This window comes from Streptomyces sp. AA4 (assembly GCF_000158875.1).
Classification (GTDB): Bacteria; Actinomycetota; Actinomycetes; order Mycobacteriales; family Pseudonocardiaceae; genus Amycolatopsis.
In genome coordinates this window covers 7354603-7377944 of record NZ_GG657746.1, presented here as the reverse complement: position 1 = coordinate 7377944, position 23342 = coordinate 7354603, and the positions used below count along the sequence as shown (strand labels likewise).

At 69.5% G+C, this 23342-nt stretch carries 20 protein-coding genes; 9 read left to right on the top strand and 11 right to left on the bottom strand.

Features of this window, described 5'->3' with window-relative positions; all coding sequences use genetic code 11:
• Positions 1 to 9 precede the first annotated feature (9 nt).
• Positions 10 to 699 (top strand): MOSC domain-containing protein, encoded by a 690-nt coding sequence (locus SSMG_RS33525; RefSeq protein WP_199786058.1) that lies wholly within the window; start codon positions 10 to 12, stop codon positions 697 to 699.
• Here the strand turns inward: SSMG_RS33525 and SSMG_RS33520 are convergent.
• Together SSMG_RS33520 and SSMG_RS33515 are read right to left on the bottom strand one after the other, a co-directional pair.
• Positions 676 to 2250 carry a beta-N-acetylhexosaminidase gene (locus tag SSMG_RS33520; RefSeq protein WP_037715689.1) on the bottom strand — a complete coding sequence of 525 codons (1575 nt, stop codon included), beginning with the start codon at positions 2248 to 2250 and terminating at the stop codon, positions 676 to 678. The two genes, SSMG_RS33525 and SSMG_RS33520, sit on opposite strands and share 24 nt — an antisense overlap.
• A 302-nt stretch (positions 2251 to 2552) precedes the next feature.
• Positions 2553 to 4427, bottom strand: a complete 1875-nt coding sequence (locus SSMG_RS33515) for a propionyl-CoA synthetase (protein WP_009083471.1) — start codon at positions 4425 to 4427, stop codon at positions 2553 to 2555.
• A 217-nt stretch (positions 4428 to 4644) separates the two neighbouring features.
• Here SSMG_RS33515 and SSMG_RS33510 point away from each other — a divergent pair, with 217 nt between their 5' ends.
• Positions 4645 to 6366, top strand: coding sequence for a serine/threonine-protein kinase (locus tag SSMG_RS33510; protein WP_009083469.1), 1722 nt, complete (start codon positions 4645 to 4647; stop codon positions 6364 to 6366).
• Positions 6367 to 6407: 41 nt separating this feature from the next.
• Here SSMG_RS33510 and SSMG_RS33505 read toward each other — a convergent pair whose 3' ends face one another.
• Positions 6408 to 6977, bottom strand: a complete 570-nt coding sequence (locus tag SSMG_RS33505) for a class I SAM-dependent methyltransferase (RefSeq protein ID WP_009083466.1) — start codon at positions 6975 to 6977, stop codon at positions 6408 to 6410.
• Positions 6978 to 7181: 204 nt separating this feature from the next.
• On the opposite strand from SSMG_RS33505, the gene SSMG_RS33500 reads away from it, so the two are divergent.
• Positions 7182 to 7811 (top strand): AraC family transcriptional regulator, encoded by a 630-nt coding sequence (locus SSMG_RS33500; protein ID WP_353611782.1) that lies wholly within the window; start codon positions 7182 to 7184, stop codon positions 7809 to 7811.
• Here SSMG_RS33500 and SSMG_RS33495 read toward each other — a convergent pair.
• Positions 7762 to 9330 carry a dolichyl-phosphate-mannose--protein mannosyltransferase gene (locus SSMG_RS33495; RefSeq protein WP_037715687.1) on the bottom strand — a complete coding sequence of 523 codons (1569 nt, stop codon included), beginning with the start codon at positions 9328 to 9330 and terminating at the stop codon, positions 7762 to 7764. The genes SSMG_RS33500 and SSMG_RS33495 overlap by 50 nt on opposite strands.
• A 54-nt stretch (positions 9331 to 9384) precedes the next feature.
• Here SSMG_RS33495 and rsmI point away from each other — a divergent pair, with 54 nt between their 5' ends.
• The gene (gene rsmI, locus SSMG_RS33490; RefSeq protein WP_009083463.1) at positions 9385 to 10224 is read left to right on the top strand and encodes a 16S rRNA (cytidine(1402)-2'-O)-methyltransferase; all 840 of its coding nucleotides are present in this window, start codon (positions 9385 to 9387) and stop codon (positions 10222 to 10224) included.
• A 1-nt stretch (position 10225) separates the two neighbouring features.
• Here rsmI and SSMG_RS33485 read toward each other — a convergent pair whose 3' ends face one another.
• Together SSMG_RS33485 and SSMG_RS33480 are read right to left on the bottom strand one after the other, a co-directional pair.
• Entirely contained in the window at positions 10226 to 11365 is a 1140-nt protein-coding gene (locus SSMG_RS33485) for a WD40 repeat domain-containing protein (RefSeq protein WP_009083462.1), read from the bottom strand.
• Between the two features lie 9 nt (positions 11366 to 11374).
• Entirely contained in the window at positions 11375 to 11851 is a 477-nt protein-coding gene (locus tag SSMG_RS33480) for a QsdR family transcriptional regulator (protein ID WP_100266960.1), read from the bottom strand.
• 175 nt (positions 11852 to 12026) lie between these two features.
• Here SSMG_RS33480 and SSMG_RS33475 point away from each other — a divergent pair, with 175 nt between their 5' ends.
• The gene (locus SSMG_RS33475) at positions 12027 to 12986 is read left to right on the top strand and encodes an NADPH:quinone oxidoreductase family protein (RefSeq protein ID WP_009083458.1); all 960 of its coding nucleotides are present in this window, start codon (positions 12027 to 12029) and stop codon (positions 12984 to 12986) included.
• A gap of 34 nt (positions 12987 to 13020) precedes the next feature.
• Here SSMG_RS33475 and SSMG_RS33470 read toward each other — a convergent pair whose 3' ends face one another.
• The 5 genes from SSMG_RS33470 to SSMG_RS33450 form a co-directional block, all read right to left on the bottom strand.
• Positions 13021 to 14259: an aminodeoxychorismate synthase component I gene (locus tag SSMG_RS33470; RefSeq protein ID WP_009083456.1), complete on the bottom strand. Its 1239-nt coding sequence runs from the start codon at positions 14257 to 14259 to the stop codon at positions 13021 to 13023.
• Positions 14260 to 14304: 45 nt separating this feature from the next.
• A complete protein-coding gene (locus SSMG_RS33465) occupies positions 14305 to 14919 on the bottom strand; it encodes a glycoside hydrolase family 25 protein (RefSeq protein WP_009083454.1) in 615 nt (204 codons plus the stop codon).
• A gap of 96 nt (positions 14920 to 15015) precedes the next feature.
• Positions 15016 to 15780: an ABC transporter permease gene (locus SSMG_RS33460; RefSeq protein WP_009083452.1), complete on the bottom strand. Its 765-nt coding sequence runs from the start codon at positions 15778 to 15780 to the stop codon at positions 15016 to 15018.
• A complete protein-coding gene (locus tag SSMG_RS33455; protein WP_009083451.1) occupies positions 15770 to 16768 on the bottom strand; it encodes an ATP-binding cassette domain-containing protein in 999 nt (332 codons plus the stop codon). The genes SSMG_RS33460 and SSMG_RS33455 overlap by 11 nt, the downstream gene beginning before the upstream one ends.
• Before the next feature lie 92 nt (positions 16769 to 16860).
• Positions 16861 to 17448 (bottom strand): PadR family transcriptional regulator, encoded by a 588-nt coding sequence (locus tag SSMG_RS33450; RefSeq protein ID WP_009083450.1) that lies wholly within the window; start codon positions 17446 to 17448, stop codon positions 16861 to 16863.
• A 62-nt stretch (positions 17449 to 17510) separates the two neighbouring features.
• On the opposite strand from SSMG_RS33450, the gene metG reads away from it, so the two are divergent.
• The 4 genes from metG (at position 17511) to rsmA (ending at position 23295) form a co-directional block, all read left to right on the top strand.
• Positions 17511 to 19307, top strand: coding sequence for a methionine--tRNA ligase (metG, locus tag SSMG_RS33445; protein ID WP_037715685.1), 1797 nt, complete (start codon positions 17511 to 17513; stop codon positions 19305 to 19307).
• A gap of 418 nt (positions 19308 to 19725) precedes the next feature.
• The gene (locus SSMG_RS33440; protein ID WP_037715683.1) at positions 19726 to 20550 is read left to right on the top strand and encodes a TatD family hydrolase; all 825 of its coding nucleotides are present in this window, start codon (positions 19726 to 19728) and stop codon (positions 20548 to 20550) included.
• Between the two features lie 349 nt (positions 20551 to 20899).
• On the top strand, positions 20900 to 22360 hold the full coding sequence (locus SSMG_RS33435; protein WP_199786056.1) for a resuscitation-promoting factor: 1461 nt from the start codon (positions 20900 to 20902) through the stop codon (positions 22358 to 22360).
• 92 nt (positions 22361 to 22452) lie between these two features.
• Positions 22453 to 23295: a 16S rRNA (adenine(1518)-N(6)/adenine(1519)-N(6))-dimethyltransferase RsmA gene (gene rsmA / locus SSMG_RS33430; RefSeq protein ID WP_009083444.1), complete on the top strand. Its 843-nt coding sequence runs from the start codon at positions 22453 to 22455 to the stop codon at positions 23293 to 23295.
• Positions 23296 to 23342 lie beyond the last annotated feature (47 nt).

Below are 23342 nucleotides of genomic sequence, written 5' to 3'. Positions count from 1 at the left end.
GTTCATCCCATGCTGTCGCTGAAAGACGTCTACGTGGGCGAACCGGCCGTGCTCGGCCACCAGCGGGACCAGCCGGTCCTGAGCGCCATCCGGAAGACCCGCGTCGACACTCCGGAACTGGCGCTGTCCGACCTCAACCTGGCCGGTGACCGCCAAGCCGACCTTTCGGTGCACGGCGGTCCCGACAAAGCCGTTTACGTCTACCCGGTCGAGCACTATCTGACGTGGACCGCGGAGGGCTACTCCGTGGCGCACGGCGACTTCGGCGAGAACCTCTCCGTACAAGGCGCGCTCGAGACCGACGCGCGGATCGGCGACGTCTGGGCCTGGGGCGACGCGCTCGTGCAGATCGCCCAGCCGCGCCATCCGTGCTTCAAGCTCGCCATGCGGACCGGCCGCAAGGACGTCGTTCCCGCGATGATCAGCACCCAGCGGTGCGGCTGGTATCTGCGCGTGCTGCGCCCCAGCACGGTCCCGACGGCCGGGCCGCTCGACCTCGTGGATCGGGCCGAGGGGCCGACCGTCGCGGAGACCTTCCTCGTCGCCTCGGCGAATTACGCGCAGCTGCCCGAACCGGGGCCGGTGCTGGAACTGGCCGAGCGGGTGCTGTCGACGGAAACGTTGCCGGAGGGCTACCGCACGGGCATCCAGTCCAAAGTGGAGCGAGCTAAGGCGTCACTTCCAGTCGACCTGCGGTGAGCGGTAGAAGCCGATTCCCTGCGCTTCCCAGCGAGGCGCCTGCTTGGCGATCCGGTCCCGGTAACCATGCCAGGTCCGGGCCGTCTGCGGCGACCAGCCGATTTCCGCGACGCCGGGCAGGCGCGGGAAGGCCATGTACTCGATGTCCTCGCTGGTCCGGATGGTTTCCGTCCACAGTGGAGCCTCGACCCCGGCCACGGACTTCTCCCCGACGCCGGGCACGAGCGTCGCCGGGTCCCATTCGTAAGCGTCGCGGACCTCGACCAGGCCGGCCCAGTCCTGGCCGAGTTTCGTCGCTTCCGTGTACTTCATGTCGAGATACGCGTGGTTGGCGGGCGACATGACGAACTTGTTCCCGCGCGCCGCCGCGGCGGCCACGTCCTTGTTCGGGCCGCCCTGGTCCCAGTACTGCGGCACGGCCGACGTCGGCAGCGGCGTCTTCGCGATTTCGTGCCAACCGGTGATCAGCTTGCCGTACTTGGCGACCATCGGACTCACCTTCTCGTAGAAGGCCCGGTAGTCCTCGGCGGACGTCGAATGGGCTTCGTCGCCGCCGATGGCGAGGTACTTGCCGGGCGTGATCGCGGCGAGTTCGCGGATCACGTCTTCCACGAATCGGTACGTCGTCGGCGACTTGATGCACAACGAGCTGTAGCCGACCTCGATGTCGGTGCGCGGCGGGACTGCCTTGCCGTCGCAGTTGAGTTCCGCGTACACCGACTGTGCCGCGTTCGTGTGTCCGGGCATGTCGATCTCCGGCACAACCGTGATGTGGCGGCTCGCGGCGTACGCGACGATGTCGCGGTACTGCTCCTGCGTGTAGTAACCGCCCGGGTCGCCGTACGCGGCGGTCTTGCCGCCCTCGGTCGCCAGCCGCGGCCAGCTCTTGATTTCGATGCGCCAGCCCTGGTCGTCGCTCAGGTGCAGGTGCAGCGTGTTGATCTTGTACTGGACGATCTGGTCGATGTACTTCTTCACCTGCGCGGGCGTGAAGAAATGCCGCGCGACGTCGAGCATCGCGCCGCGGTGGGCGAAGCGCGGGTAGTCGAGGACGCTGCCGCCCGCGATCGTCCACGTGCGGTGCTGCACGCTCTTCGCCTCGATCGCCGACGGCAGCAGTTGCCGCAGCGACTGGACGCCGGTGAACAGCCCGGCGGAGGTGTTGGCGCGCAGCTGGACGCCGTTCTTGGTGACGTCGAGCTGGTATCCCTCGTCGCCGACGCGCGGGTCGGCGTGGCCGAGGTCGAGCGAGATCGCGGACAGTCCCGGGCTCGCCGGGACGACCGGCAGCGGGAATCCGGTCGCGGGGCGCAGCAGGCCGCGCAGATACGAGGCGACGTCGCCGGTGCCGTGCCCGGCCCGGATGACCGTCAGCGGCGTGAGCCGGAAGGTGGCGTCCGCCTTCGCCACGGCGTGCACCGGCGCCGGTACGAGGTCGGTGACCTGCCGTTCACTGGGCGCGGGACTCGCCGCGGCCGGCCCGGGCACTCCCACCGCGGCGAGCCCGAGCACGGTCACCCCAAGCACGGCCCTGGACAGGGACTTCCTCACGGCATACCTCCGGTCGCGTCGCGGAGAAGGCGGACTCCAAGAGGTATAGACCACTCCGCGGGGCGCTGACAACGCCCGAAAGGGTCGGCTGACGCTTGATGTCCCGTTCGCCGGGATGCCCGCGGCGCCCCAATGCCACATTGGTTGCGTCCCACGCACCGAACGCCACTTTGGGTGCGCTGGACGCACCGAACGCCACATTGGGTGCGCTGCACGCACCGAACGCCACATTGGGTGCGCTGCACGCACCGAACGCCACTTTGGGTGCGTCGCATGCACCCAATGCCACATTGGAGCGACGCTCAGGGCCGCAAGATCGCCCGCAACGCGTCGAGCACCGACGGGTCCTCGATCGTCGACGGGACCGCCTCGTCGCGGCCGTCCGCGATCCCGCGCATCGTCTTGCGCAGGATCTTCCCCGAGCGCGTCTTCGGCAGCGCGCTGACCACGGAGACGTCCCGGAACGCCGCCACCGGCCCGATGTCCCGGCGAACCAGCGCAACCAACTCGTCCCGCAGCTGGTCCTCCGGCAGGTCCACCCCGGACTTCAGCACCACGAAACCGCGCGGCACCTGTCCCTTCAGCTGGTCCGCCACCCCGATGACCGCGCACTCCGCGACCGCTGGATGCGACGCCAGCACCGCCTCCATCGAACCGGTCGACAGCCGGTGCCCGGCCACGTTGATCACGTCGTCGGTGCGGCCCATGACGAAGAGGTAGCCGTCCTCGTCGAGGTAGCCCGAATCGCCGGTCAGGTAGTAGCCGGGGTAGCGCGACAGGTACGCCTCGCGGTAGCGCTCGTCGTCGCCCCACAGCGTCGGCAGCGAACCCGGCGGCAGCGGGAGTTTCAGCGTGATCGCGCCCTCTCGGCCCGCTGGCAGTTCCTCGCCCGCCTGGTCGAGGATGCGGACGTCCCAGCCGGGCACCGGTTTCGTCGCCGACCCGGGTTTGACCGGCATCGGCTCGAGCCCGCGCGGGTTGGCCGCGATCGGCCAGCCGGTTTCGGTCTGCCACCAGTGGTCGACGACCGGCGTGCCGAGGATGTCGTGCGCCCAGTGGTAGGTCTCCGGGTCGAGCCGTTCGCCCGCCATGAACAGGGTGCGGAACTGGGACAGGTCGTACTTCTTGAGTTCGTCCGCGTCCGGGTCCACCTTCTTCACCGCGCGCAACGCTGTCGGCGCGGTGAACAGCGCCTGCACGCCGTGCTCGGAGATGACCCGCCAGAACGCGCCGGCGTCCGGCGTTCCGACGGGTTTCCCTTCGTACAGCACGGTTGTCGCCCCGACCAGCAGCGGCGCGTAGACGATGTACGAATGCCCGACGACCCAGCCGACGTCGGAAGCCGTCCACCAGACGTCCCCGGCGTGGATGTCGTACAGCGCGCCCATCGACCACGCCAGCGCGACCGCGTGCCCGCCCGCGTCGCGGACCACGCCCTTCGGCCGCCCGGTGGTGCCGGACGTGTAGAGGATGTAGAGCGGGTCGGTCGCCTTGACCGGGACCGGATCGACTGGGTCGGCGTCGGCGACGAGTTCGGTCCAGTCGAGGTCGGAGCCGGACAGCTCCGCGCGCGCCTGCTCGCGCTGGAACACCACGACGTGCTCCGGCTGGTGCTCGGTGGTCTCGAGAGCGGCGTCGATGATCGGCTTGTACTCGACGACCCGCGTCGGCTCGATCCCGCACGACGCGGCGAGGATCAGCTTCGGCTTGGCGTCCTCGATCCGCGCGGCCAGTTCCTTGGGCGCGAACCCGCCGAACACCACGGAGTGCACCGCGCCGATCCGCGCGCAGGCGAGCATCGCGATGACGGCCTGCGGGATCATCGGCAGGTAGAGGATCACGCGATCACCGCGGGTGACCCCGAGCGACGCGAGCGCGCCGGCGAAGGTCGCGACCTCGTCCCGCAGCTCGGCGTAGGTGTAGCGGCGCTTGCGGCCGGTGACCGGCGAATCCCAGATCAGCGCGTCCTGCCCGCCGCGGCCGCCGTCGGCGTGCCGGTCGAGCGCGTTGTAGGACGTGTTCAGCTCGCCGTCGGGATACCAGCGGTAGAACGGCGCGGCGGACGAGTCGAGCGCGCGGGTGGGCCGCTTCGTCCAGTCGATCGCCCGGGCCGCTTCGAGCCAGAAGTGCTCCGGGTCGTCCAGACTGCGCCGATACGTCTCGGTGTACGCGCCCACGAGGTCTCCTTTGACGACAGACGGCCGAATCTGCCCTCATGATGGCCTTTCGCGCGGCGGAACGCAGGTCAGCGAAGTCGGGCAAGATCCATGCAGTGGATCACGTTCCCGCCGTGACCCGGCAACCCCGCGGAGGCCGTGTGCGTCCTAAGCTGGACCGTGGGGATCGGCCGCGCAGCGGCACGTGGACAACACTGACAGTGAGGGGAACCAGCCGGTGAGCGGAATCGCGAGCGCGCTGCTCTCGTTCGCGCACACCTTGTTCGGCCCGGGCTTCTGCCCCGGCGACTGGGTGTGGGCGACGACCACAGCGGGTGCGCTCGTCGCGCTCTTCCCGGCGGCGGGGGCGCTGATCGTGGCGATCGTGCGCAAGGGGACCGGCAACCGGTACGACGCGACGACGCTCACCGTGTTCGGGCTCATCGGCGTGGTCAGCGTGCTGGTGCTGCCGTGGCTGATGGCCTCGGGCATCTCGGAGACCTTCCGCGCGGCCAACGCGGGCGGCGCGAGCGGGCTGTCCGCCTCCGAGGCGTCCACGCTGAGCACGAACTACTGCTCGTTCGTCGGCGTGCAGAAGACCTACCTCGGCGGCGGGTCGAACGTCTTCGAGACGCTCTTCTACCCGCGCGGCCTCAAGCTGTCGTACGCGCTGTACCTGCTGGCCTTCACCGTGCTGCCGGTCGGCTCGCTGCTGTTCGTGATGCTGCAGGCGCGCACCGCTTTCCGGCGCGGGCCGAAGTGGCCGTCGCGGTTCTTCTGGATCCCCTTCGTGGTCATGGCGGTCGCGACCGCGGGCATGTCGGCCAACACCGCCGTGCACTTCTGGCTCGGGTTCCTGCCGTTCAGCGTTCTGGGACTGATCCCGGTCGCGCTGGTCGGCCCGCCGCCGTGGTCGGTGATCAACCGGCCGGAGCCGCGCCGCGACGAACCGCCCGCCGCGCCCCCGCCGTCCCGCCGGGAGCAGCTGCCGCCGCCTCCGCCGCCGCAGAACAAGCCGTACCCGGCCACCGCGCTGGCGTCCGCTCCGGAGCCGCCGCCCGTCGGGATGCTGGCCGCCGCGCCCGGCGCGATCCCGCCGCCGCCCGGTTCGCGCAACGCCGGCGGCAGCCGGTACCGCCGTGTCCGCCAGCTCGGGCACGGCGGGTTCGGCACCGTCTGGGAAGCCGTCGACACGCAGCTCAACCGCACTGTCGCGCTCAAGATCGCGCACGCGCCCGACCGCGACACCGAGGAGCGCATGCAGCGCGAGGCGCGGGCGCTGGCCGTGGTGAACCACCCCAACTGCGTCCGCGTGTACGACCTGGTCGAGGAGCCGGACGGGCTCGCGCTCGTCATGGAGTACCTGCAGGGCCGCCCGCTCGCCGAGGTGGTCGACGCGCAGGGCCCGATCGACGACGTCGCCGCCGGACGGCTGTGGTCGACGATGGCGGGCGCGCTGGTCGCCGCGCACGAGCGGGGCGTGCTGCACCGCGACGTGAAGCCGTCCAACGTCATCCTCGACCCGGCGGGCATCGCGCACCTCATCGACTTCGGCATCGCCCGCAGCCAGGGCGATTCCAAGATGACCGCCACCGGGATGATGATCGGCACGCCCGATTTCGTCGCGCCGGAACAGGCGATGGGCTCCCCGGCGAGCCCGGCGTCGGACGCGTGGCAGCTCGCCGCGACGGTCAGCTACGCGCTGTCCGGCCAGCCGCCGCGCGGCACCCGCGAGACGCCGATGGCCGCGCTGATGGCCGCGGCGCGCGCCGATCCGGTCACGCACCTGCCGCAGCGTTCGGTGCACGCGCGGATCCTGGCGGCCTCGCTGGACCCGGAGCCGCGCCGCCGCCCGACGCTGAACTCGGTGCGCCGCGAGGTCGACGGCTGGCTGAGCCGGCAGGGCAAGGCGCTGGACGGACCGGTCACGCAGATCGTGCCGCGCCGCTCGCCTCGCTGAGTCTCGTGAGTGGCTGAGCCGGTTCTAACCGGCGTAGCCACTCACGACGGCTTCACCGCGGAAAACTCCAGCCGTCGCTTCGGCTCGCACTCCACACGCACCTGCTCGAACCCGGCCGCCCTCAGCCTGCTGGGCAGGGTGTCCGCGTCGAGGACGTTCATCGTGTCCCCGAGGTGCAGCAGCCGGAATCCGAAGCTGAGCTGGCTGTCCACGCCGCGGTAGCTGCCGCCGGGCCGCAGCACCCGGAACGCCTCGGCGAAGATCCGGTCCTGCAGTTCGTCGGTCGGCACGTGGTGCAGCATCGAGAAGCACACGACCCCGGAGAACCGGCCGTCCTCGAAGGGCATTTCCGCGCCGCTGCCCTCGACGATGTCCGCCCGGTCCCCGTATTTCTCCCGCAACAGCCGGGTCGACGCCGGATCGATCTCCAACGCGGTCAGCCGCGGCAGCGCGTCGACCAGCACCCGCGTGGTGGCCCCGAAACCCGGCCCGATTTCCAGCACGTCGTCGCCGAGTTCGAAACGGGCGAGCCAGTCCGGCAGCACTCCGGCCACCGCGGCGGCCCACTTTTCCGAGCTGCAGAGCTTGCGGTGCATCAGGTTCATCGGCATGGCCCCGACGCTAGGGACGAGCCGCGCTGACCGGAAGACGATAGGCTGTCACCTCATGTCGCAGTACGGTCAAACCGGCGCGATGCTGCTTGGCGACCTCCCGATCGCGGCCGGAGCCTGGTTCCCCTGGCACGAGCACCCGGCGCACCAGCTGGTCTGGGCGGCGCGCGGGGTCGCCGCGGTGATGGTCGGGACGCGCAATGGGTGCTGCCGTCCACGCGCGCGCTCTGGATCCCGGTCGGAGCGCGGCATCGCACCGGCGCGGCGGGGAACGTCGAACTGCGCGGCATCTACGCCGATCCCGAACAGTGCCCGGTCGACTGGCCGTCCCCGCGCATCGTCATCGTCCGGCCGCTGCTGCGGGAACTGCTGGAGCACCTGTCCGCGGATGGCATCAGCGACGACGCCCGGCGCCGCGCCGAAGCGGTCGCGTTCGACTTGCTGGAGCCCATGGACGTCGCGCCGATCGTCGTGCCAGCCCCCATCGATCCGCGGGCGAAGGACGTCGCCGACGCGGTGCTCGCCGACCCCGCCGACTCGCGCAGCCTGGCCGAACTGGGCCGGGAAGTCGGCGCGAGCGAGCGAACGCTGGCCCGCGCGTTCGTCCGCGACTGCCGCATGACGTTCGGCACCTGGCGCACGCAAGCCCGGCTGCGCGCGGCATTGCCTTTGCTGGCACAGGGAACGCCGATGACGACCGTCGCGCACCGGGTCGGCTACGCGACGGCGAGCGCGTTCGTCGCCGCCTTCCGCCGAGCGGTCGGGGTGCCGCCGGGGGCTTATTTCAGCGCCACGAAGGCAGCCACATTTCCGCCTGCCAATGGGCGTTCGTGATCGGGATTCCGTTCAGGATCGGCCACAGCCAGGCGAAGTTCGCGACCACCAGCCCGACGTAGAGCGAGACGACCAGCAGGCCGGTGCCCCGGCGTTCGAAGCCGCGCTGGGCGCGGCCCAGGATCTGGCCGAGCGCGAGCACCAGGCCGAGCACCAGGAACGGGGCCATCGGGGTGGCGTAGAAGAAGTACATCTGCCGGTCGATGTTGGTGAACCAGGGCAGGTAGCCGGCGAAGTAGCCGGTCAGCACGGCGGCATAGCGCCAGTCCGCGCGGAAGAACCAGCGCCACAGGCCCCAGCCGAGCATCGGGACGGCCAGCCACCACATCGCGGGCGTGCCGATCAGCATCGTCGCGCCGAGGCAGCGCGATTCGCCGCAGCCGGTGACGGCCCCGTCGTAGTAGTAGAGCATCGGCCGCAGGCCCATCGGCCACGTCCACGGCTTCGACTCCCACGGATGCGGATTGTCCTTGGGCGTCACCAGGGTTTCGTGGAAATGCAGCACGTTGGCGGTGTAGCTGCCGAGCGAGCGCAGCGCGGGCGGGATCCAGCCGAACATGCCCGGGTCGAGGTTCTTGATCTCGGTGTAGTGCCGGTCGGTCGCGGTCTCGCTGGCGAACCACGCCCAGTACGCCGCCAGGTACATCAACACCGGCACGACGAGGATCGCCCACAGCGCGGGCGCGACGTCGCGGCGGATCGTCCCGACCCACGGCCGCTGCACGCCCGCCGCGCGCCGGGCCGCCACGTCGAAGAACACGGTCAGCAGGCCGAACGCCGCGATGTAGTACAGCGCCGACCATTTGACCCCGAAGGTCAGCCCGATCATCAGCCCGGCCGCGAACCGCCACCAGCGGAAGCCGAGTTTCGGCCCCCACGGCGATTCGTTGACCCACCCCTCGCGCACCGCGACGGCCAGCCGCTGCCGCACCTGGTCGCGGTCGCAGAGCACGCAGGCGAACGCGGCGAGCACGAAGAACGCGATGAAGATGTCGAGCATCCCCATCCGCGACTGCAGGTGCAGCACGCCGTCGCAGATCACCAGCACGCCCGCGATGCCGCCGAGCAGCGTCGAGCGGGTCAGCCGGCGCGCGACGCGCACGGTGAGCAGCACGATCAGCGTGCCGGCCACCGCCGACAGGAACCGCCAGCCCCAGCCGTTGTAGCCGAAGAGCCACTCGCCGAGCGCGATGAAGTCCTTGGCCAGCGGCGGGTGCACGATCAGCTCGTACCCGGCGTTGTCCTCGTACCCGCCGTTGCGCAGCATCTGCGCGGCCTGGGGCACGTAGTGCTTCTCGTCGAAGACGGGACTGCCGTGGTCAGTGGGAAAGCCCAGATTCTGCAGCCGGACGACGCCGCCGATCACGGTCAGCACGATCGTGACGATCCAGCCGCGCAGCCGGTCGGCGGGCATGGCCCGGCCGAGCAGGGTGGCTTCGCGGTCGGTCGGGGGACGGCGCGCGTCGACCGGGTCCGGCCGCACGCTCTCGTCGTCGGCACGGGTCAGCAGCGCGGTCACGGGGCCCGATAGTACGGCCTGATCCACCGGTGGCGTCTGGTTAGGCTGACTGCCATGACTTCTGCGTCCGGACGGCTCGTCCTCGCCGCCACCCCGCTGGGCGATCCCGGCGACGCGTCCGCCCGGCTGATCGAGGCGCTGGGCTCGGCGGACGTGATCGCGGCGGAGGACACCCGGCGGCTGCGCGGGCTCGCTTCCGCGCTCGGCGTGTCGCCCGCCGGGCGGGTGGTCAGCTTCTACGAGGACGTCGAGACCGCCCGGCTGCCGAAGCTGCTGGAGGCACTGCACGGCGGCGAGACGGTGCTGGTCGTGACCGATGCCGGGATGCCGAGCGTGTCCGATCCGGGCTTCCGGCTCGTGGCCGCCTGCGTCGAGGAGGACCTGCCGATCACCTGTCTCCCCGGCCCCTCGGCGGTGACGACGGCGCTCGCGTTGTCCGGTTTGCCGTGCGACCGGTTCTGCTTCGAGGGCTTCGCGCCGCGCAAGCCCGGCGAGCGGACGAAGTGGTTCGCGGAGCTGGCGAGCGAGCGCCGGACTGTCGTGTTCTTCGAATCGCCGCACCGGATCGCCTCCCTGCTGTCCGACGCCGCCGCCGCACTGGGCGGCTCCCGGCGGGCCGCGGTGTGCCGGGAACTGACGAAGACGTACGAAGAGGTCAAACGCGGCACCCTCGCGGAACTTGCCGAGTGGGCAGCGGACGGGGTGCGCGGAGAGATCTCGGTGGTGCTGGAGGGCGCGACGCCTCGGCAGGCGTCGGTGGCGGAGCTGGTGCCGGAGGTGGCGGAACGGGTCGCTTCGGGGGAGCGGCTGAAGACCGTCGCGGCCGAGGTCGCCGGTGCGGCCGGGGTGTCTACAAAGGAGCTTTACGCGGCGGTGCTCGCGGCTCGGAAGTGAGTCAGTATCGGCGGGCGTTGTCTTCGGCTAGGAACTGCAGCCATTTCGGGTCGCTACGTGCGGTTTTAGTGATCGTGGCCAGGTCCTCCGGCCGCCAAGTGCCGATACCGTCGGTGTGCACGACGTGGTCTTCCGTCAGGCCCTCGTCGGGAATCTCCTTGGTGCGGGCAAGAAACTCGGCGACGGTGACCGGATCCGCGACGGTGTGCGAAGCGGTGACGGGGACCAGCGCGAGTTCGGCGTCTCCGGCGACCACGAGGTCACCGCTCGACGTCGCGGCCAGCGAGGTCACTGCCGAGCGGAGCAGTTTGTGCTTCGTAGTTCGTTCTCGCTCGACGTCGAACTCCAGCAAGGTGCCGGACGGCGTCCCGATCCACAGTGCGCCGGGCCGCGCGCCGAAGGCGACGTTGTCCCAGGACCAGGAGGCATTGCGCTTGAGCCGTTTCGGGCTGTCGAGCGAGATCTTCCTGACCCGGCGCAGCGAAGGGAACTCGAACACCAGGACCTGGTGTTCGTAGGTGTTGCCGCGAATCGCCAGGTACCGCCCGTCGGAGCTGAAGACCGGAAGCCCCCAGCAGTTGGACTCCAGAATCAGGGCCAGGTCAAGGAATCGCAGCCGGTCGCCGGGGCGGGAGAAGAGCACGAAGCTCGCGCCCTGGTCGCTTTGCAGCGTGGCGATCAGCCCGCCGGCCGGATGCGCGGCGATGCCGCCGTCCCACACCGGGGCAGGCGTGACGGCCCCGGTGTCGAGGTCGATCACATCCGAACGGTCGTAGAGTTCGGGTGGGGTGGGCGACGTCCACAGTGACCGGCCGTCCGGGCTGAAGGCCACGTCGAAGGAGACGGCGACGTCCAGCGCCGAGGTGCCGTTCCGGGTCCAGCGCACCGTTTCCCCGCCGACGGACACGACCAGTTCCGGCCGCTCGGGGTGCCAGGCGATGACGGGCCAGCGGTCGAACTTCCCGTACTCCGGGGAATCCGCGCCCACCGCGCCGATTTCGCGAAGCACCCGCTCGGCGTAGTAGAGGTGCACCGCGGGCCGGTCCCGGTCGATCCCGGCGACGAGCGGCAGTTTCGGATGGCACACCAGCTTGCCGATCGAAGCGGTGGGGATCCGGGCAATGGCCTGGACAGCAGTCACCGGAAGACTTTACCGACCGCGCAACAGCATTTTCGCTGCTACCAAGGCCTTCTCCGCATCCGGCTCTTCCCCGGTGATCGCGTCGGTATAGATAAACGACTCGCCGACCCGCACCAGCAGATACGCCAGATCCGCCACCGGCAACGGTGACTCGAGTCGTCCGGCCGTGACCTCGTCGGTCAGCAATGCCTGCAGCTTCTCGATAGTCCGCGACTGCACCAGACTCGCCTTGGTCGTCAGCAATCTCAGCGCACGCTCCGGCTCCCGGCGCAAAAACGCGCGAAACGGCGGGGAAGCATTGACCGTCCGTACGAACGCCCCGATCGCCTCCGCGATGCCGTCGCCACCGCGGCCTGCATAACTGACGTTATCCAGCACCGAAGCAGTCTCCGCCCACAGGATTTCGCTCAGCAGGTGGTCGCGGCTGCCGACCCAGCGGTGCAGAGTCGCGCGGCTTACTCCGAGGTCCGCGGCCAGGTCGCGCATGTCGACGCGGTCTCCGGCGAGGAACCGGGCGCGGGCGAGGCGGAAGGCCGCGACGGCGTCGGGTCGCGAGGTGCGGGTGGAGAGTGGCGTGTCGATGGGTGAGACGTTAGCAGAGAGTGTCCCGAGGATGAGACATATGGCAGAATGTCTCACCAGAGTGAGAGGAGCCGCGAAGATGCGTGCTGTGCAGGTGACCGAGTTCGGCGGTCCCGAGGTGCTGAAGCCGGTCGAGCTGCCGGATCCGGTGGCCGGACCGGGGCAGGTGCTGATCGAGGTCGACCGCGTCGGGTTGAACTACGCGGACACGCACCAGGCGGAGAACTCGTATCTCGCCCCGAGCAAGCTGCCGCTTGTGCCGGGCGGCGAGGTAGTCGGGCGCACGGCGGACGACAAGCGCGTGGTCGCGCTCCTCAACGACGGCGGCGGGTACGCCGAACGCGTCGTGGCCGACGAGGCGATGACGTTCCCGGTCCCGGACGGCGTCGACGACCTGAACGCGCTGTCGATGCTGGTCCAGGGTGCGACCGCGTGGATCATGCTGCGCAAGAACGCCCACCTCGAGCCCGGCGAGTCCGTGGTGGTGCACGCCGCGGCGGGCGGGGTCGGGTCGATCGCGGTGCAGCTGGCCAACGCGTGGGGCGCGGGCCGCGTCATCGCGACCGCGAGCAGCGAGGAAAAGCGCGCGCTGGCAATCGAACTCGGCGCGGACGTCGCGGTCGATTCCCGCGCGGAGAACATGACCGAAGTCCTGCGGGAAGCCAACGGCGGCAAGCGCGTCGACATCGTTCTCGACATGGTCGGCGGCCCGACGACCGACCAGAGCATCGTCGCGCTGGCCCCGTTCGGCCGGCTGGTGTTCTACGGGATGGCTGGCCGTCGTTCGCCGAAGCCGATCGAATTGCGAAACCTGCTCGGCCACAGCACGACCGTCGCCGGGATGTGGCTGCCGCACGTGTTCCGCTTGCCGGGCAACGTGTTCGGCACCGCGCTCAGCGAGCTGTTCTCGATGGTACAGGACGGGAAACTCCGCGCGATCGCGGGCGGCGAGTACGCGCTGGAAGACGCGCGGAAAGCGCACGAGGCGCTGCGTTCCCGTGGCACCACTGGGAAACTCCTGCTCAACCCGCGCAAGTAGGTCTCGTGAGTGCTAAAGCCGGTTAGAACCGGCTTTAGCACTCACGAGGGCTGGCCAGCAGATCCTCCAGCGGCGCGGCTTTGTGCAGGCATTCCTGCCATTCCGCGGCGCTGTCGGAGTCCGCGGTGATCCCGCCGCCGACCCCGAGCGCGATCCGGTCCCCGGCGATCTCGAACGTCCGGATCGCCACGTTCAGTTCCAGCCCGGCCAGCGGCGACACCATCCCGACCGCGCCCGTGTAGACCCCGCGCGCGGCCGGTTCCAGCTCGGCGATCAGGTCCAGCGCCCGGATCTTCGGCGCGCCGGTGACCGAACCCGGCGGGAACGTCGCGGCCAGCAACCCGGCATCGGGCACGCCGTCCGCCAGTCGACCCTCCACAGTGGACGCCAGATGCCACACCCCCGGAGCCGGATGCACCGCGAGCAGTTCCGGCACCACGACGCTGCCGACCTCGCACACCCGGCCGAGGTCGTTGCGCACCAGGTCGGTGATCATCACGTTCTCCGCGACGTCCTTCGCCGACTGCCGCAGCCGGAGCGCGTTGCCGTCGTCCGCCGGACCGCGGCGCGGCAGCGTGCCCTTGATCGGCGACGAGCGCACGCGTCGGCCGTGGCGCTCCAAGAACAGCTCCGGTGACAGCGAAACCACCGAACCCCAGTCACCGGTGACGTAAGCCGCCCGTTGCGGAGCCAGCCGCCGCACCCCTTCGGCGAACAACGCGGCGGGCGAGCCCTCGAACGACCCGGTGAACCGCGAGCAGATGTTCGCCTGGAACAGTTCGCCCGCTTCGATCTCGTGCACGCACGCCTTCACCGCCTGCTCGTGCCCGGACGGCCGGTCCAACTCGCTCGCGGACCACGACAACTCCGCGGATCCGGCCAACGCCCGCTCCACCACGGCAAGCTGCGCGTCAGCGTCCCCTTCGAGCGACTCGAACCAGCACTCTCCCGTCGAGTCCCAACGCAGCACGTGGTCCGCCCATCCCCAGGCCGACTCCGGAACCCCGGTGGAGCGACCGGACGGATCCGCCTGGTCGTAAGCCAGAAAGCCGAACCAGCCACCGCCGACCCGGCTGGACGGACCCGAAGCCGGCGGTACGGACGGGAACGGCCGCGGAGTGACCGCCACGAATGGCGCCACCACCGCCCGCGAGCCGAACCAGTTCCCGCAGACCGCGGCGGGTTCGGACAGGCCGTGCGCCCGGGCGTACGCGGACAGCAGAACGAGGACCCGCGAAGGGGTCAGGTCGGTCCGCAGCCGCTGGAAACGCATCGCGCCATTGTGCCGGAAACCGGCGATGACCAGCGGAAAAGGTGATCAGAGCAGCACATCGGACAACGCGAACGGATACACCACCGCGTCCTGCGCCACCGGCCCGTCCACTCCGGGCACGTTCGGCGCGAAGGCGTGCTGGTGCAGCCCGAGCCGCGAATGGAACCAGCCGGGCCGCCCGGGGATGCCGTTGTGCCGCACGAGCCACAGCACGACGTCGGAATCGGCCCAGCGGTCCGGGTGCAGCCGGTGCGCCCAGCAGTCGTGCCCGGCGTACACGAGCACCCGGCGGATCCTCGCGGCGTGCCGGACGTGCTTGATCCACGCCTTAACGAACCGGTCGTCGACGCTCTGCGCGTCCACCTCCAGCGCGGGGGCGAGCGATCCGGGCGCGAACGCGCCGAGCCTGCTCGCTGTCCGGACGAAATGGTCGGCCTGGTCGTGCACCGCACCGGGCCGCGCGTAGTGCCGGGCCCCGGTGTGGATGCCCGCGTGCTGGGCCGCGGCCAGCATCCGCTCGGCGCCCGGATCGCTCCAATTGACGTTTTCGCTGATCGTGACCGAGGCGAACCGCACGTCGGCGCCGCGCACCGCCGCCCAGTCGAGCACCTGCTCGCGATGAGTGAGCGTGAGTCCGCGCTCACTCTCCGGTTCCGCCACCTCGCACCCCTGACCAGCCCCACGACGGGTGAAAGGCCACCCTACGTCCGGATACCCGGAGCGGGGTGACCTTTCCCGGCGTGTCGATAGGCTTGATCAGGCGTTTTCCCGTTTGAAGGTGCGCGTTCCCCACCAGACCGCCAAAACGGCCATGACCAGCACGACGACGCTCCCGGTGAACAACGCGTCCATCGAGAAGTCGCCGCGGAAGCTGTTGCGCTCCACGTCGACCACGTGCCGGAACGGGTTGATCTGCGAGATCGTGTACAGCCACTTCGGAGCCAGCCCGGCCGTGATCGGGATGAGGATCCCGGACAGCAGCAGCAACGGCATGAGCACCGCGTTGAGCAGTGCCGGGAACGCCTCCTCGCTCTTGAGCGTGAGCGCCAGCGCGTAGGAGCACGACGCCAGCGTGAGCGCGAGCAGGAAGACGATCGCCAGGCTCAGCAGCACGCCGCCGAACGGCGCGTTGAGGTCGAACACCAGGTAGGCGAGCAGGATGATCAGCACCGCCTGCACGGCCGCCTGCAACGCGTTCGCCAGCACCTTCCCGAGCAGCAGCGCGGCCCGGTGCACCGGGGTGACGCGCAGCCGCTCGACCACGCCGGACCGGAATTCGGCCAGCAGCCCGAAGCCGACGAACGAACTGCCGAACAGCGCCAGCTGCGCGATCAGCGCGGGGGTCAGCACCATCCAGCCGTCGACCTCGGACATCCCCTGCGCGCCGAGCGACTTCACCAGCAGCGGACCGAAGAAGAACAGGTACAGCAACGGCTGGGCGAGGCCGATCAGCAGCCACGCCGGATTCCGCAGCGCTCCCGTCATGTCGCGGCGGAAGATCAGCCAGGTGTCACGCAGCATCGGACACCTCCGATTCGGTCGGAGCGGGCTGCTCGGCTTCGCGCAGCGACCGGCCGGTGAGGGTCAGGAACACGTCGTCCAAGGTCGGTCGCGTGACCTGCATGGCGGTGGTCACGATGTCCTTGGCGTCGAGCGCGCGCAGCAGTTCCGGCATCGCGGTGTCGCCGCGCGGCACCCGGAACCGGATCGACCCCTCGCGCACGGCGAACTCGTGCGCGCCGGGCAGCTGCCGGGCCAGATCAGCGGCGGTCGCGGCGGATTCGGGATCCACCTCGATCGCCACGCTGTCGCCGGAGACCTGCGCTTTCAGCGCGTCCGGATGCCCCTCGGCGATGATTCGGCCGTCGTCGATCACGATCAGCCGGTCGGCCAGTGCGTCCGCCTCGTCGAGGTAATGCGTGGTCAGGAAGATCGTGACGCCCTGTTCCGCGCGCAACCGCCGGATGTGCTCCCACAGGTTCGCCCGGCTCTGCGGGTCGAGCCCGGTGGACGGCTCGTCGAGAAAGACCAGCCCCGGCGAATGAATCAGCCCCATCGCGATGTCGAGCCTGCGCCGCTGACCCCCGGACAACGTCTTCGTGGCCCGCTGCTCGAGCCCGGCCAGGTCGAGCTGCTCGGTGAGCACCTTGCCGCGCGCGATCGCGTCGGCCTTGCTCATCCGGTACAGCCTGCCCTGCAGCTCAAGCTCTTCGCCGACGCGCGATTCGGGCGCGGTCCCGCCGCCCTGCGCGACGTACCCGATGTTGCGGCGCACCCCCGCCGCGTCGGTGAGCAAGTCGTGCCCGCCGACGGTCGCCGTGCCCGCGGTCGGTCTCAACAGGGTGGTGAGCATGCGCAGCGTCGTGGTCTTGCCCGCCCCGTTCGGGCCGAGGAAGCCGACCAGTACGCCCGCCTCGACGTCGAGATCGACCCCCTTCACCGCGTGCACCTCGCCACCGGCTCGGCCCTTGCGGCGGAACCGCCGCTCGAGTCCGCGTGCCGTGATCATGGAAACCCCTCTCCTCCCAGAAGGTCAGCTAGTCAATCTTGACTAGCTGACGCGCACACTGTGCCCGAGAGAGGTGGCTTAGTCAAATTTGATTACTTAGGTGCCGGCGGAGCGAACGCCGAACCGGGGTCGTCGGCCATCACGTACTCGCCCGCCTCGAGCCTGCCGATCAGCCCGGTGAGCCATTCCCGGCTCGCGCTGGCGATCCCGCCCCACAGGCGGAACAGTTCGCTCACGTGCGCCGGTTTGCCCCAGGTGTCGTCCTCGAGGCTCATCCGCGACCGGCGCTCTTCCGCCTCGAAGTGGACCAGGTTCTGCCTGAGCAGGCTGATCGTGTACTTCCGCGGGAGCGCGGGCATCAGGCTCACGGCCGCGCACAGTTCCGCGTTGCCGGCGGCCGGATCGGACAAACCCTTCGCGATGAGGATCTGGAACTCCTGCTCGCCCGCGGGCGAGAGGCGGTAGGCGACCCGGTCCGGTCCGCCGTCGCCCGGTTCGACGTCGATCTTCTCCAGCAGGTCCTCGGCGGCCATCTTCTTGAGCGCGTGGTAGATCGAACCGGGCTGGACGTTGGCCCATTTGTCCGCCGACCACGACAGCAGTTCGCGGCGCACCTGGTAGCCGTGCGCGCGGCCGAACATCCGCACGACCCCGAGCACCAGCAGACGCGTCGCCGACACCGGCTCTCCCTTCCCCGACCGTCCGGAAAACGCCCTGGAGCGCATCCGTAGGCTAAACAGGTATGAGCACCCCTGTGTTGACCGCGGTGGCCTGGCCCTACGCCAACGGCCCCCGCCACATCGGCCACGTGTCCGGATTCGGCGTCCCGTCCGACGTCTTCTCCCGCTACCAGCGAATGGCCGGCAACCGGGTGCTCATGGTGTCCGGGACCGACGAACACGGAACGCCGATCACCGTCCAGGCGGACAAAGAGGGGATGACCCCGCAGCAGACCGCGGACAAGTACACCCGCCAGATCGACGAGGACCTGCGCGGACTCGGCCTTTCCTACGACCTGTTCACCCGCACCACCACCGGCAACCACGCCGCGGTGACGCAGGAGATCTTCCTCGCGCTCAACCGCAACGGGTACGTCGTCCCGAAGACCACGCGCGGCGCGATCAGCCCGTCCACCGGCCGCACGCTGCCCGACCGCTACATCGAGGGCACCTGCCCGATCTGCGGCTACGACGGCGCGCGCGGCGACCAGTGCGACAACTGCGGCAACCAGCTCGACGCGGCCGAGCTGATCAACCCGAAGTCGCGGATCAACGGCGAGACGCCGAAGTTCGTCGAGACCGAGCACTACTTCCTCGACCTGCCCGCGTTCACCCAGACCCTCGGCGACTGGCTGGGCACCAAGACCGACTGGCGCCCGAACGTCCTCAACTTCACCAAGAACCTGATCGACGACATGCGGCCGCGGCCGATCACCCGCGACCTCGACTGGGGCGTCAAGATCCCGCTGGACGGCTGGCGCGACCAGCCGCTCAAGCGGTTCTACGTCTGGTTCGACGCGGTCATCGGCTACTTCTCGGCGAGCGTCGAATGGGCTCGGCGCAACGGGACCCCGGACGCCTGGCAGGAGTGGTGGGCCAACCCGGACGCGCGCGCCTACTACTTCATGGGCAAGGACAACATCACCTTCCACGCCCAGATCTGGCCCGCGCTGCTGCTCGGCCAGAACGGAGCCGGGGACCGCGGCGGCGAGCCGGGCAAGTACGGCAAGCTGCACCTGCCGGACGAGATCGTGTCCAGCGAGTTCCTCACGATGAGCGGGTCGAAGTTCTCGACTTCGCGGGGGACCGTCATTTACGTGCACGACTTCCTGCGGGAGTTCGGGCCGGACGCGTTGCGGTACTTCATCTCGGTGGCCGGGCCGGAGACGCAGGACACGGACTTCACGTGGGACGAGTTCGTGCGGCGGACGAACTTCGAGCTGGCCAACGAGTGGGGGAACCTCGTCAACCGGTCGATTTCGATGGCGCACAAGAACAATGGGGCGATTCCGGCTCCGACCGCGCCTGCGCCTGCGGATGAGGAGTTGAAGGCGTTGTCCCGGCAGGCGTTCGAGACTGCTGGGGGGCATCTGGCTCGGTCGCGGTTCAAGCTGGCTGCGGCCGAGGCGATGCGGGTGGTTACGGCGGCCAACCGGTATCTGTCGGATCAGGAGCCTTGGAAGCTCAAGGATGATCCGGATCGGCGGGACGCGGTGCTGCATACGGCGTTGCAGGTGGTCAGTGACGCTAATACGTTGCTGACGCCGTTCCTTCCGCATTCGGCGCAGAAGGTGCATGAGGCGCTGGGCGGGACTGGGGTTTGGGCTGCGCAGCCCGAGCTTCGGGAGGTTGAGGATCTGGATCTGCCGGACCGGGTCAATCCCATCCTTACCGGGGACTATGCCAGTGAGCAGGCTCGGTGGGAGTCCCGGCCGGTGGAGGTGGGGCGGCCGTTGGAGAAGCCGACGCCGTTGTTCGCGAAGCTGGATCCCAAGTTGGGGGAGACTGGGCCTGAGTGGGCTCCGATTGTGACTGATTGAGGGTTCGGTCGGCTCGTCGCCCTGGCGGGCGACATTGCGCCTCTCCTGGTTGCGTGGGGCACCCCGATTTTTGATTGTGCTGACGGTTCGGGGGTGCTTGTCAAGGCGGGAAAGATGCCTTGACAAGCACCCCCGAACCGCAGGGCGGCTTTGTATCGGGGTTGGGGGAGGGGTGGGTGCCCCCGGTGTTTGGGTGCATCGGCGGCGGTTTTTCGCGGCTTGGGTGCGTGGGGCTTGGGGTTCGCGGCGTGCTGTTAGCGCCCCAATGTGGCGTTGGGTGCATGCGACGCACCCAATGTGGCGTTGGGGCGCGCCTGGGTGGCGGGGCGTGTGTCGTGAGGGGAACCCTGAGGGACTCTGAGTCTGTGAGGGTTCCCCTCACGGCATCTGCGGGGTGGGGCGCAGTAGCTTGGGGAGCATGGGTGACGAGAAGCGCGAACTTCCCCCGATTCCCGATCGGCTGCCGGTGACGGTGGTTGACGCGCACACTCATCTCGACGCGTGTGGTGCGCAGACTGCGGCTGATGTTGCCGAGATGGTTGATCGTGCCGAGCGGGCTGGGGTTGCTCGCGTTGTTACTGTCGCGGACGATCTCGCGGCTGCTCGGTGGGCGGCTGAAGCGTCCACGTGGGACTCGCGGGTGTTTGGCGCGGTGGCTATTCATCCTACTCGTACCAAGGAATTCGGAGCCGCTGAACAGTCCGAAGTGGAGCGTCTGGCGCGAGGGGAGCGCGTGGTCGCGGTTGGCGAGACGGGGCTCGATTACTACTGGGACTACTCGCCGCACGATGCGCAGCAAGCCGCGTTTCGGTGGCACATCGATCTTGCGAAGCGGCTTGGCAAGGCGCTGATGATTCACGACCGCGACGCGCACGAAGACGTGCTTCGCATCCTCGATGAGGAAGGTGCGCCCGAGACGGTCGTCTTCCACTGCTTCTCTGGCGACGAGCACATCGCGCGTCGCTGTATCGACAAGGGCTACATCCTGTCCTTCGCCGGCACGGTCACCTTTAAGAACGCGCGCGGGCTGCACGAGGCCGCGCGCATGGTGCCGCGCGGGCAGTTTCTCGCCGAGACTGACGCGCCCTTTCTGACGCCTCATCCCTACCGTGGGCGGCCGAACGAGCCGTTCTGCACCGCTTACACCGTCCGCTTCCTTGCTCAGCTGCGCGGCGAAGCGGTCCACGAGGTGGCCGAAGCGGTCCGGACCACTGCCGAACGCGCATACCAGCTGCCTTCATGATTCCGCACTGTCACAACGGGTTGCACGGATTGCGACATTCGAGATCTTGCATTCGTCCACCTGATGAGTGACGCAAGTCACGACACTCCGGGGGGTGTTTGCGCAACCTGCCGACACCCGTTACTGTCCCGTGATCGTGCCGGTCGGTATCGCACAGCGAAGCCGGCTGATACGCCCACCAGTCACGTCAGTGCACGTCGGGGAAGCGGAACCGGGGTTGGTACGACCTGGAACCGTGACGATGGCGCTGGCTGGGGGTGTCGGACTTGAGAGGCGCGCCCGAGGGTGCGTCGCGAACGAAGGACGACGCGCGAAACACGCGCGGTGTCTTGGGAAAGGGAACGACCCGGTGACTGGTAGTCGGCAGGATGACTCGCGTCTTGACGCGGGTTCGGCGTATTTTTCCTCCTCCGAGTCCTCGGTGGCCGTGCTCGACCGCGAGCTCGAGGACACCGCCTACGGGCAGCTGGACTTCTCCGACGAACTCCGCGTGACCGAGCAGGACGTGCTCGCCGCGCTCGGCCCGGACGCCGACCTGTTGATGTCGGAGATCGACGTCGACGTGGACGAGCTGATCCGGCTCATCAACGCGGAGACCACGATGCTTCCGCCGCTCGTCCTTCCGGACGAGTTCGAGCAGGACCGCACCGCCTCGCCGCAGGCCAAGAAGGCCGCGGTCGAGGAAGGGCTGCGCGAGGCGACCAAGACCTGGAAGCGCCGCTTCCTCAAGGGCGCCGTGCTCTCGCTGCTGGTCACCGTCGGCGGTGGCGGCGCGGCGGCGCTCGCGATGAACAAGAGCATCACCGTCGACGTCGACGGCCACCAGCAGACCGTGCACAGCTTCGGCGGCACCGTCGGCGACGTCCTCAAGGACGCGGGCCTGTCCGTCGGCGAGCACGACGCGCTTTCGCCCTCCCCGCAGGCGGCGGTCGGCGACGGCGGCGTCATCAAGCTCGAGCGCGGCCGTCAGCTCAACCTCGTCGTCGACGGCGTGTCCCGGCCCTCCTGGGTCCGCGCGACCACGCTCGGCGAGGCCATGAACCAGCTCGGCATGGGCAGCATGCTTTCCCAGGGCGCGTGGACGTCGATGCCGTCGTCCGGCGAACTGCCGCTCGAGGGCTCGACCGTCCAGGTCAAGACCCTCAAGCACATCACGCTTTTCGACGGCACCAACGCGCCCCGCCAGGTGGACACCAACGCGGTGACCACCAAGGAGCTCGTCTCCGACCTGAAGCTGAACCTCGGCCCGGACGACGCGATCGAGGGCGGACTCGACGTCAGCCTCAAGAACGGCGCCGAGGTCCACGTCAGCCGCATGGGCGTGTCGATGGTCAACCAGGAAGAGACCATCGACCCCGACGTGCAGAAGGTCGACGACCCGACGCAGCTGCAGGGCCAGCAGAGCGTCGAGGACCCGGGCACGCCGGGCAAGAAGCTGGTGACCTACAAGGTCACGAAGAAGAACGGCGAGGAGATCGCTCGCGAGCAGGTCTCGGAGAAGGTCCTCGTCGAGGCCAAGTCCAAGATCATCAAGGTCGGCACCAAGAAGCCGCCGGCCCCGGCCATCGGCGACACTGGCGCGTGGGACCGCATCGCGCAGTGCGAATCGGGCGGCAACTGGTCGATCAACACCGGCAACGGCTACTACGGCGGCCTCCAGTTCGACCGCCAGACCTGGAACGCCTACGGCGGCCAGCAGTACGCCCCGACGGCCGACAAGGCCACCCGCGAGCAGCAGATCGCGATCGCCGAGAAGGTGCGCGACGCGCGCGGCGGCTACAGCGCCTGGGGCTGCGGCTACAAGGCCTGAGCACTCCCTGATCTACCGGCGGGCGGCCGGGAGCCTCGTGCTCCCGGCCGCCTGTTTTCGTCCGCCCCGGCAGCGCTGGGTAGGCTCGTCCGGTGGTGGAACTGCTGGGGCCCGCCGAAATCCGCGGGCTGGCCGACGAACTCGACGTCCGGCCCACGAAGAAGCTCGGGCAGAACTTCGTGCACGACCCCAACACGGTCCGCCGCATCGTCGAACTCGGCGGCGTGCGGCCGGGGGACGTCGTGCTGGAGGTCGGGCCCGGTCTCGGGTCGCTGACGCTCGGCCTGCTCGCCGCGGGCGCTCAGGTCGTCGCCGTGGAGATCGACCCGGTGCTGGCCGCCCGCCTGCCGCGCACGGTCGCCGAGCGCGCGCCCGAGGCAGCGGACCGGCTGACCGTCGTCGGCGCGGACGCGCTGCGGGTGCGGGCGGCCGACCTCCCGGCCGAGCCGGTGTCGATCGTGGCGAACCTGCCGTACAACGTCGCGGTGCCGGTGGTGCTGCACCTGCTGGCCGAGCTGCCGTCGCTGCGCAGCGGGCTGGTCATGGTCCAGACCGAGGTCGCCGACCGGATGGCCGCCGGACCGGGCAGCCGGACTTACGGCGTGCCGAGCGTGAAACTCGCTTGGTACGGCCCGGCGCGCAAGGTCGCCGCCGTGCCGCGCGCGGTGTTCTGGCCGGTGCCGAACGTCGATTCCGCGCTGGTCTCGTTCACCCGGACCGACCCGGTCGCCGGAGTGGATCGCGCGCGGTTGTTCGCGGTGGTCGACGCTGCGTTCTCGCAGCGGCGCAAGACTTTGCGGGCCGCGCTGGCCGGATGGGCGGGTTCCGCCGAGCGGGCCGGCGAGCTGCTCGCCGAGGCGGGGATCGATCCGAAGACGCGCGGGGAGCAGCTGGACGTGCACGCGTTCGCGCGGATCGCGGCTGCCGCAAAGTGACCCCCTCCCACGGTGTGCGCCTTGCGACGTCCAACGGCGGTGCCACC

Coding starts and splice junctions, on each gene's coding strand:
- SSMG_RS33525 (WP_199786058.1), top strand. CDS start 10: ATGCTGTCGCTGAAAGACGTCTACGTGGGCGAACCGGCCGTGCTCGGC.
- SSMG_RS33505 (WP_009083466.1), bottom strand. CDS start 6,977: ATGCCGATGAACCTGATGCACCGCAAGCTCTGCAGCTCGGAAAAGTGG.
- rsmI (WP_009083463.1), top strand. CDS start 9,385: ATGACTTCTGCGTCCGGACGGCTCGTCCTCGCCGCCACCCCGCTGGGC.
- SSMG_RS33480 (WP_100266960.1), bottom strand. CDS start 11,851: ATGCGCGACCTGGCCGCGGACCTCGGAGTAAGCCGCGCGACTCTGCAC.
- SSMG_RS33475 (WP_009083458.1), top strand. CDS start 12,027: ATGCGTGCTGTGCAGGTGACCGAGTTCGGCGGTCCCGAGGTGCTGAAG.
- SSMG_RS33470 (WP_009083456.1), bottom strand. CDS start 14,259: ATGCGTTTCCAGCGGCTGCGGACCGACCTGACCCCTTCGCGGGTCCTC.
- SSMG_RS33460 (WP_009083452.1), bottom strand. CDS start 15,780: ATGCTGCGTGACACCTGGCTGATCTTCCGCCGCGACATGACGGGAGCG.
- SSMG_RS33455 (WP_009083451.1), bottom strand. CDS start 16,768: ATGATCACGGCACGCGGACTCGAGCGGCGGTTCCGCCGCAAGGGCCGA.
- metG (WP_037715685.1), top strand. CDS start 17,511: ATGAGCACCCCTGTGTTGACCGCGGTGGCCTGGCCCTACGCCAACGGC.
- SSMG_RS33440 (WP_037715683.1), top strand. CDS start 19,726: ATGGGTGACGAGAAGCGCGAACTTCCCCCGATTCCCGATCGGCTGCCG.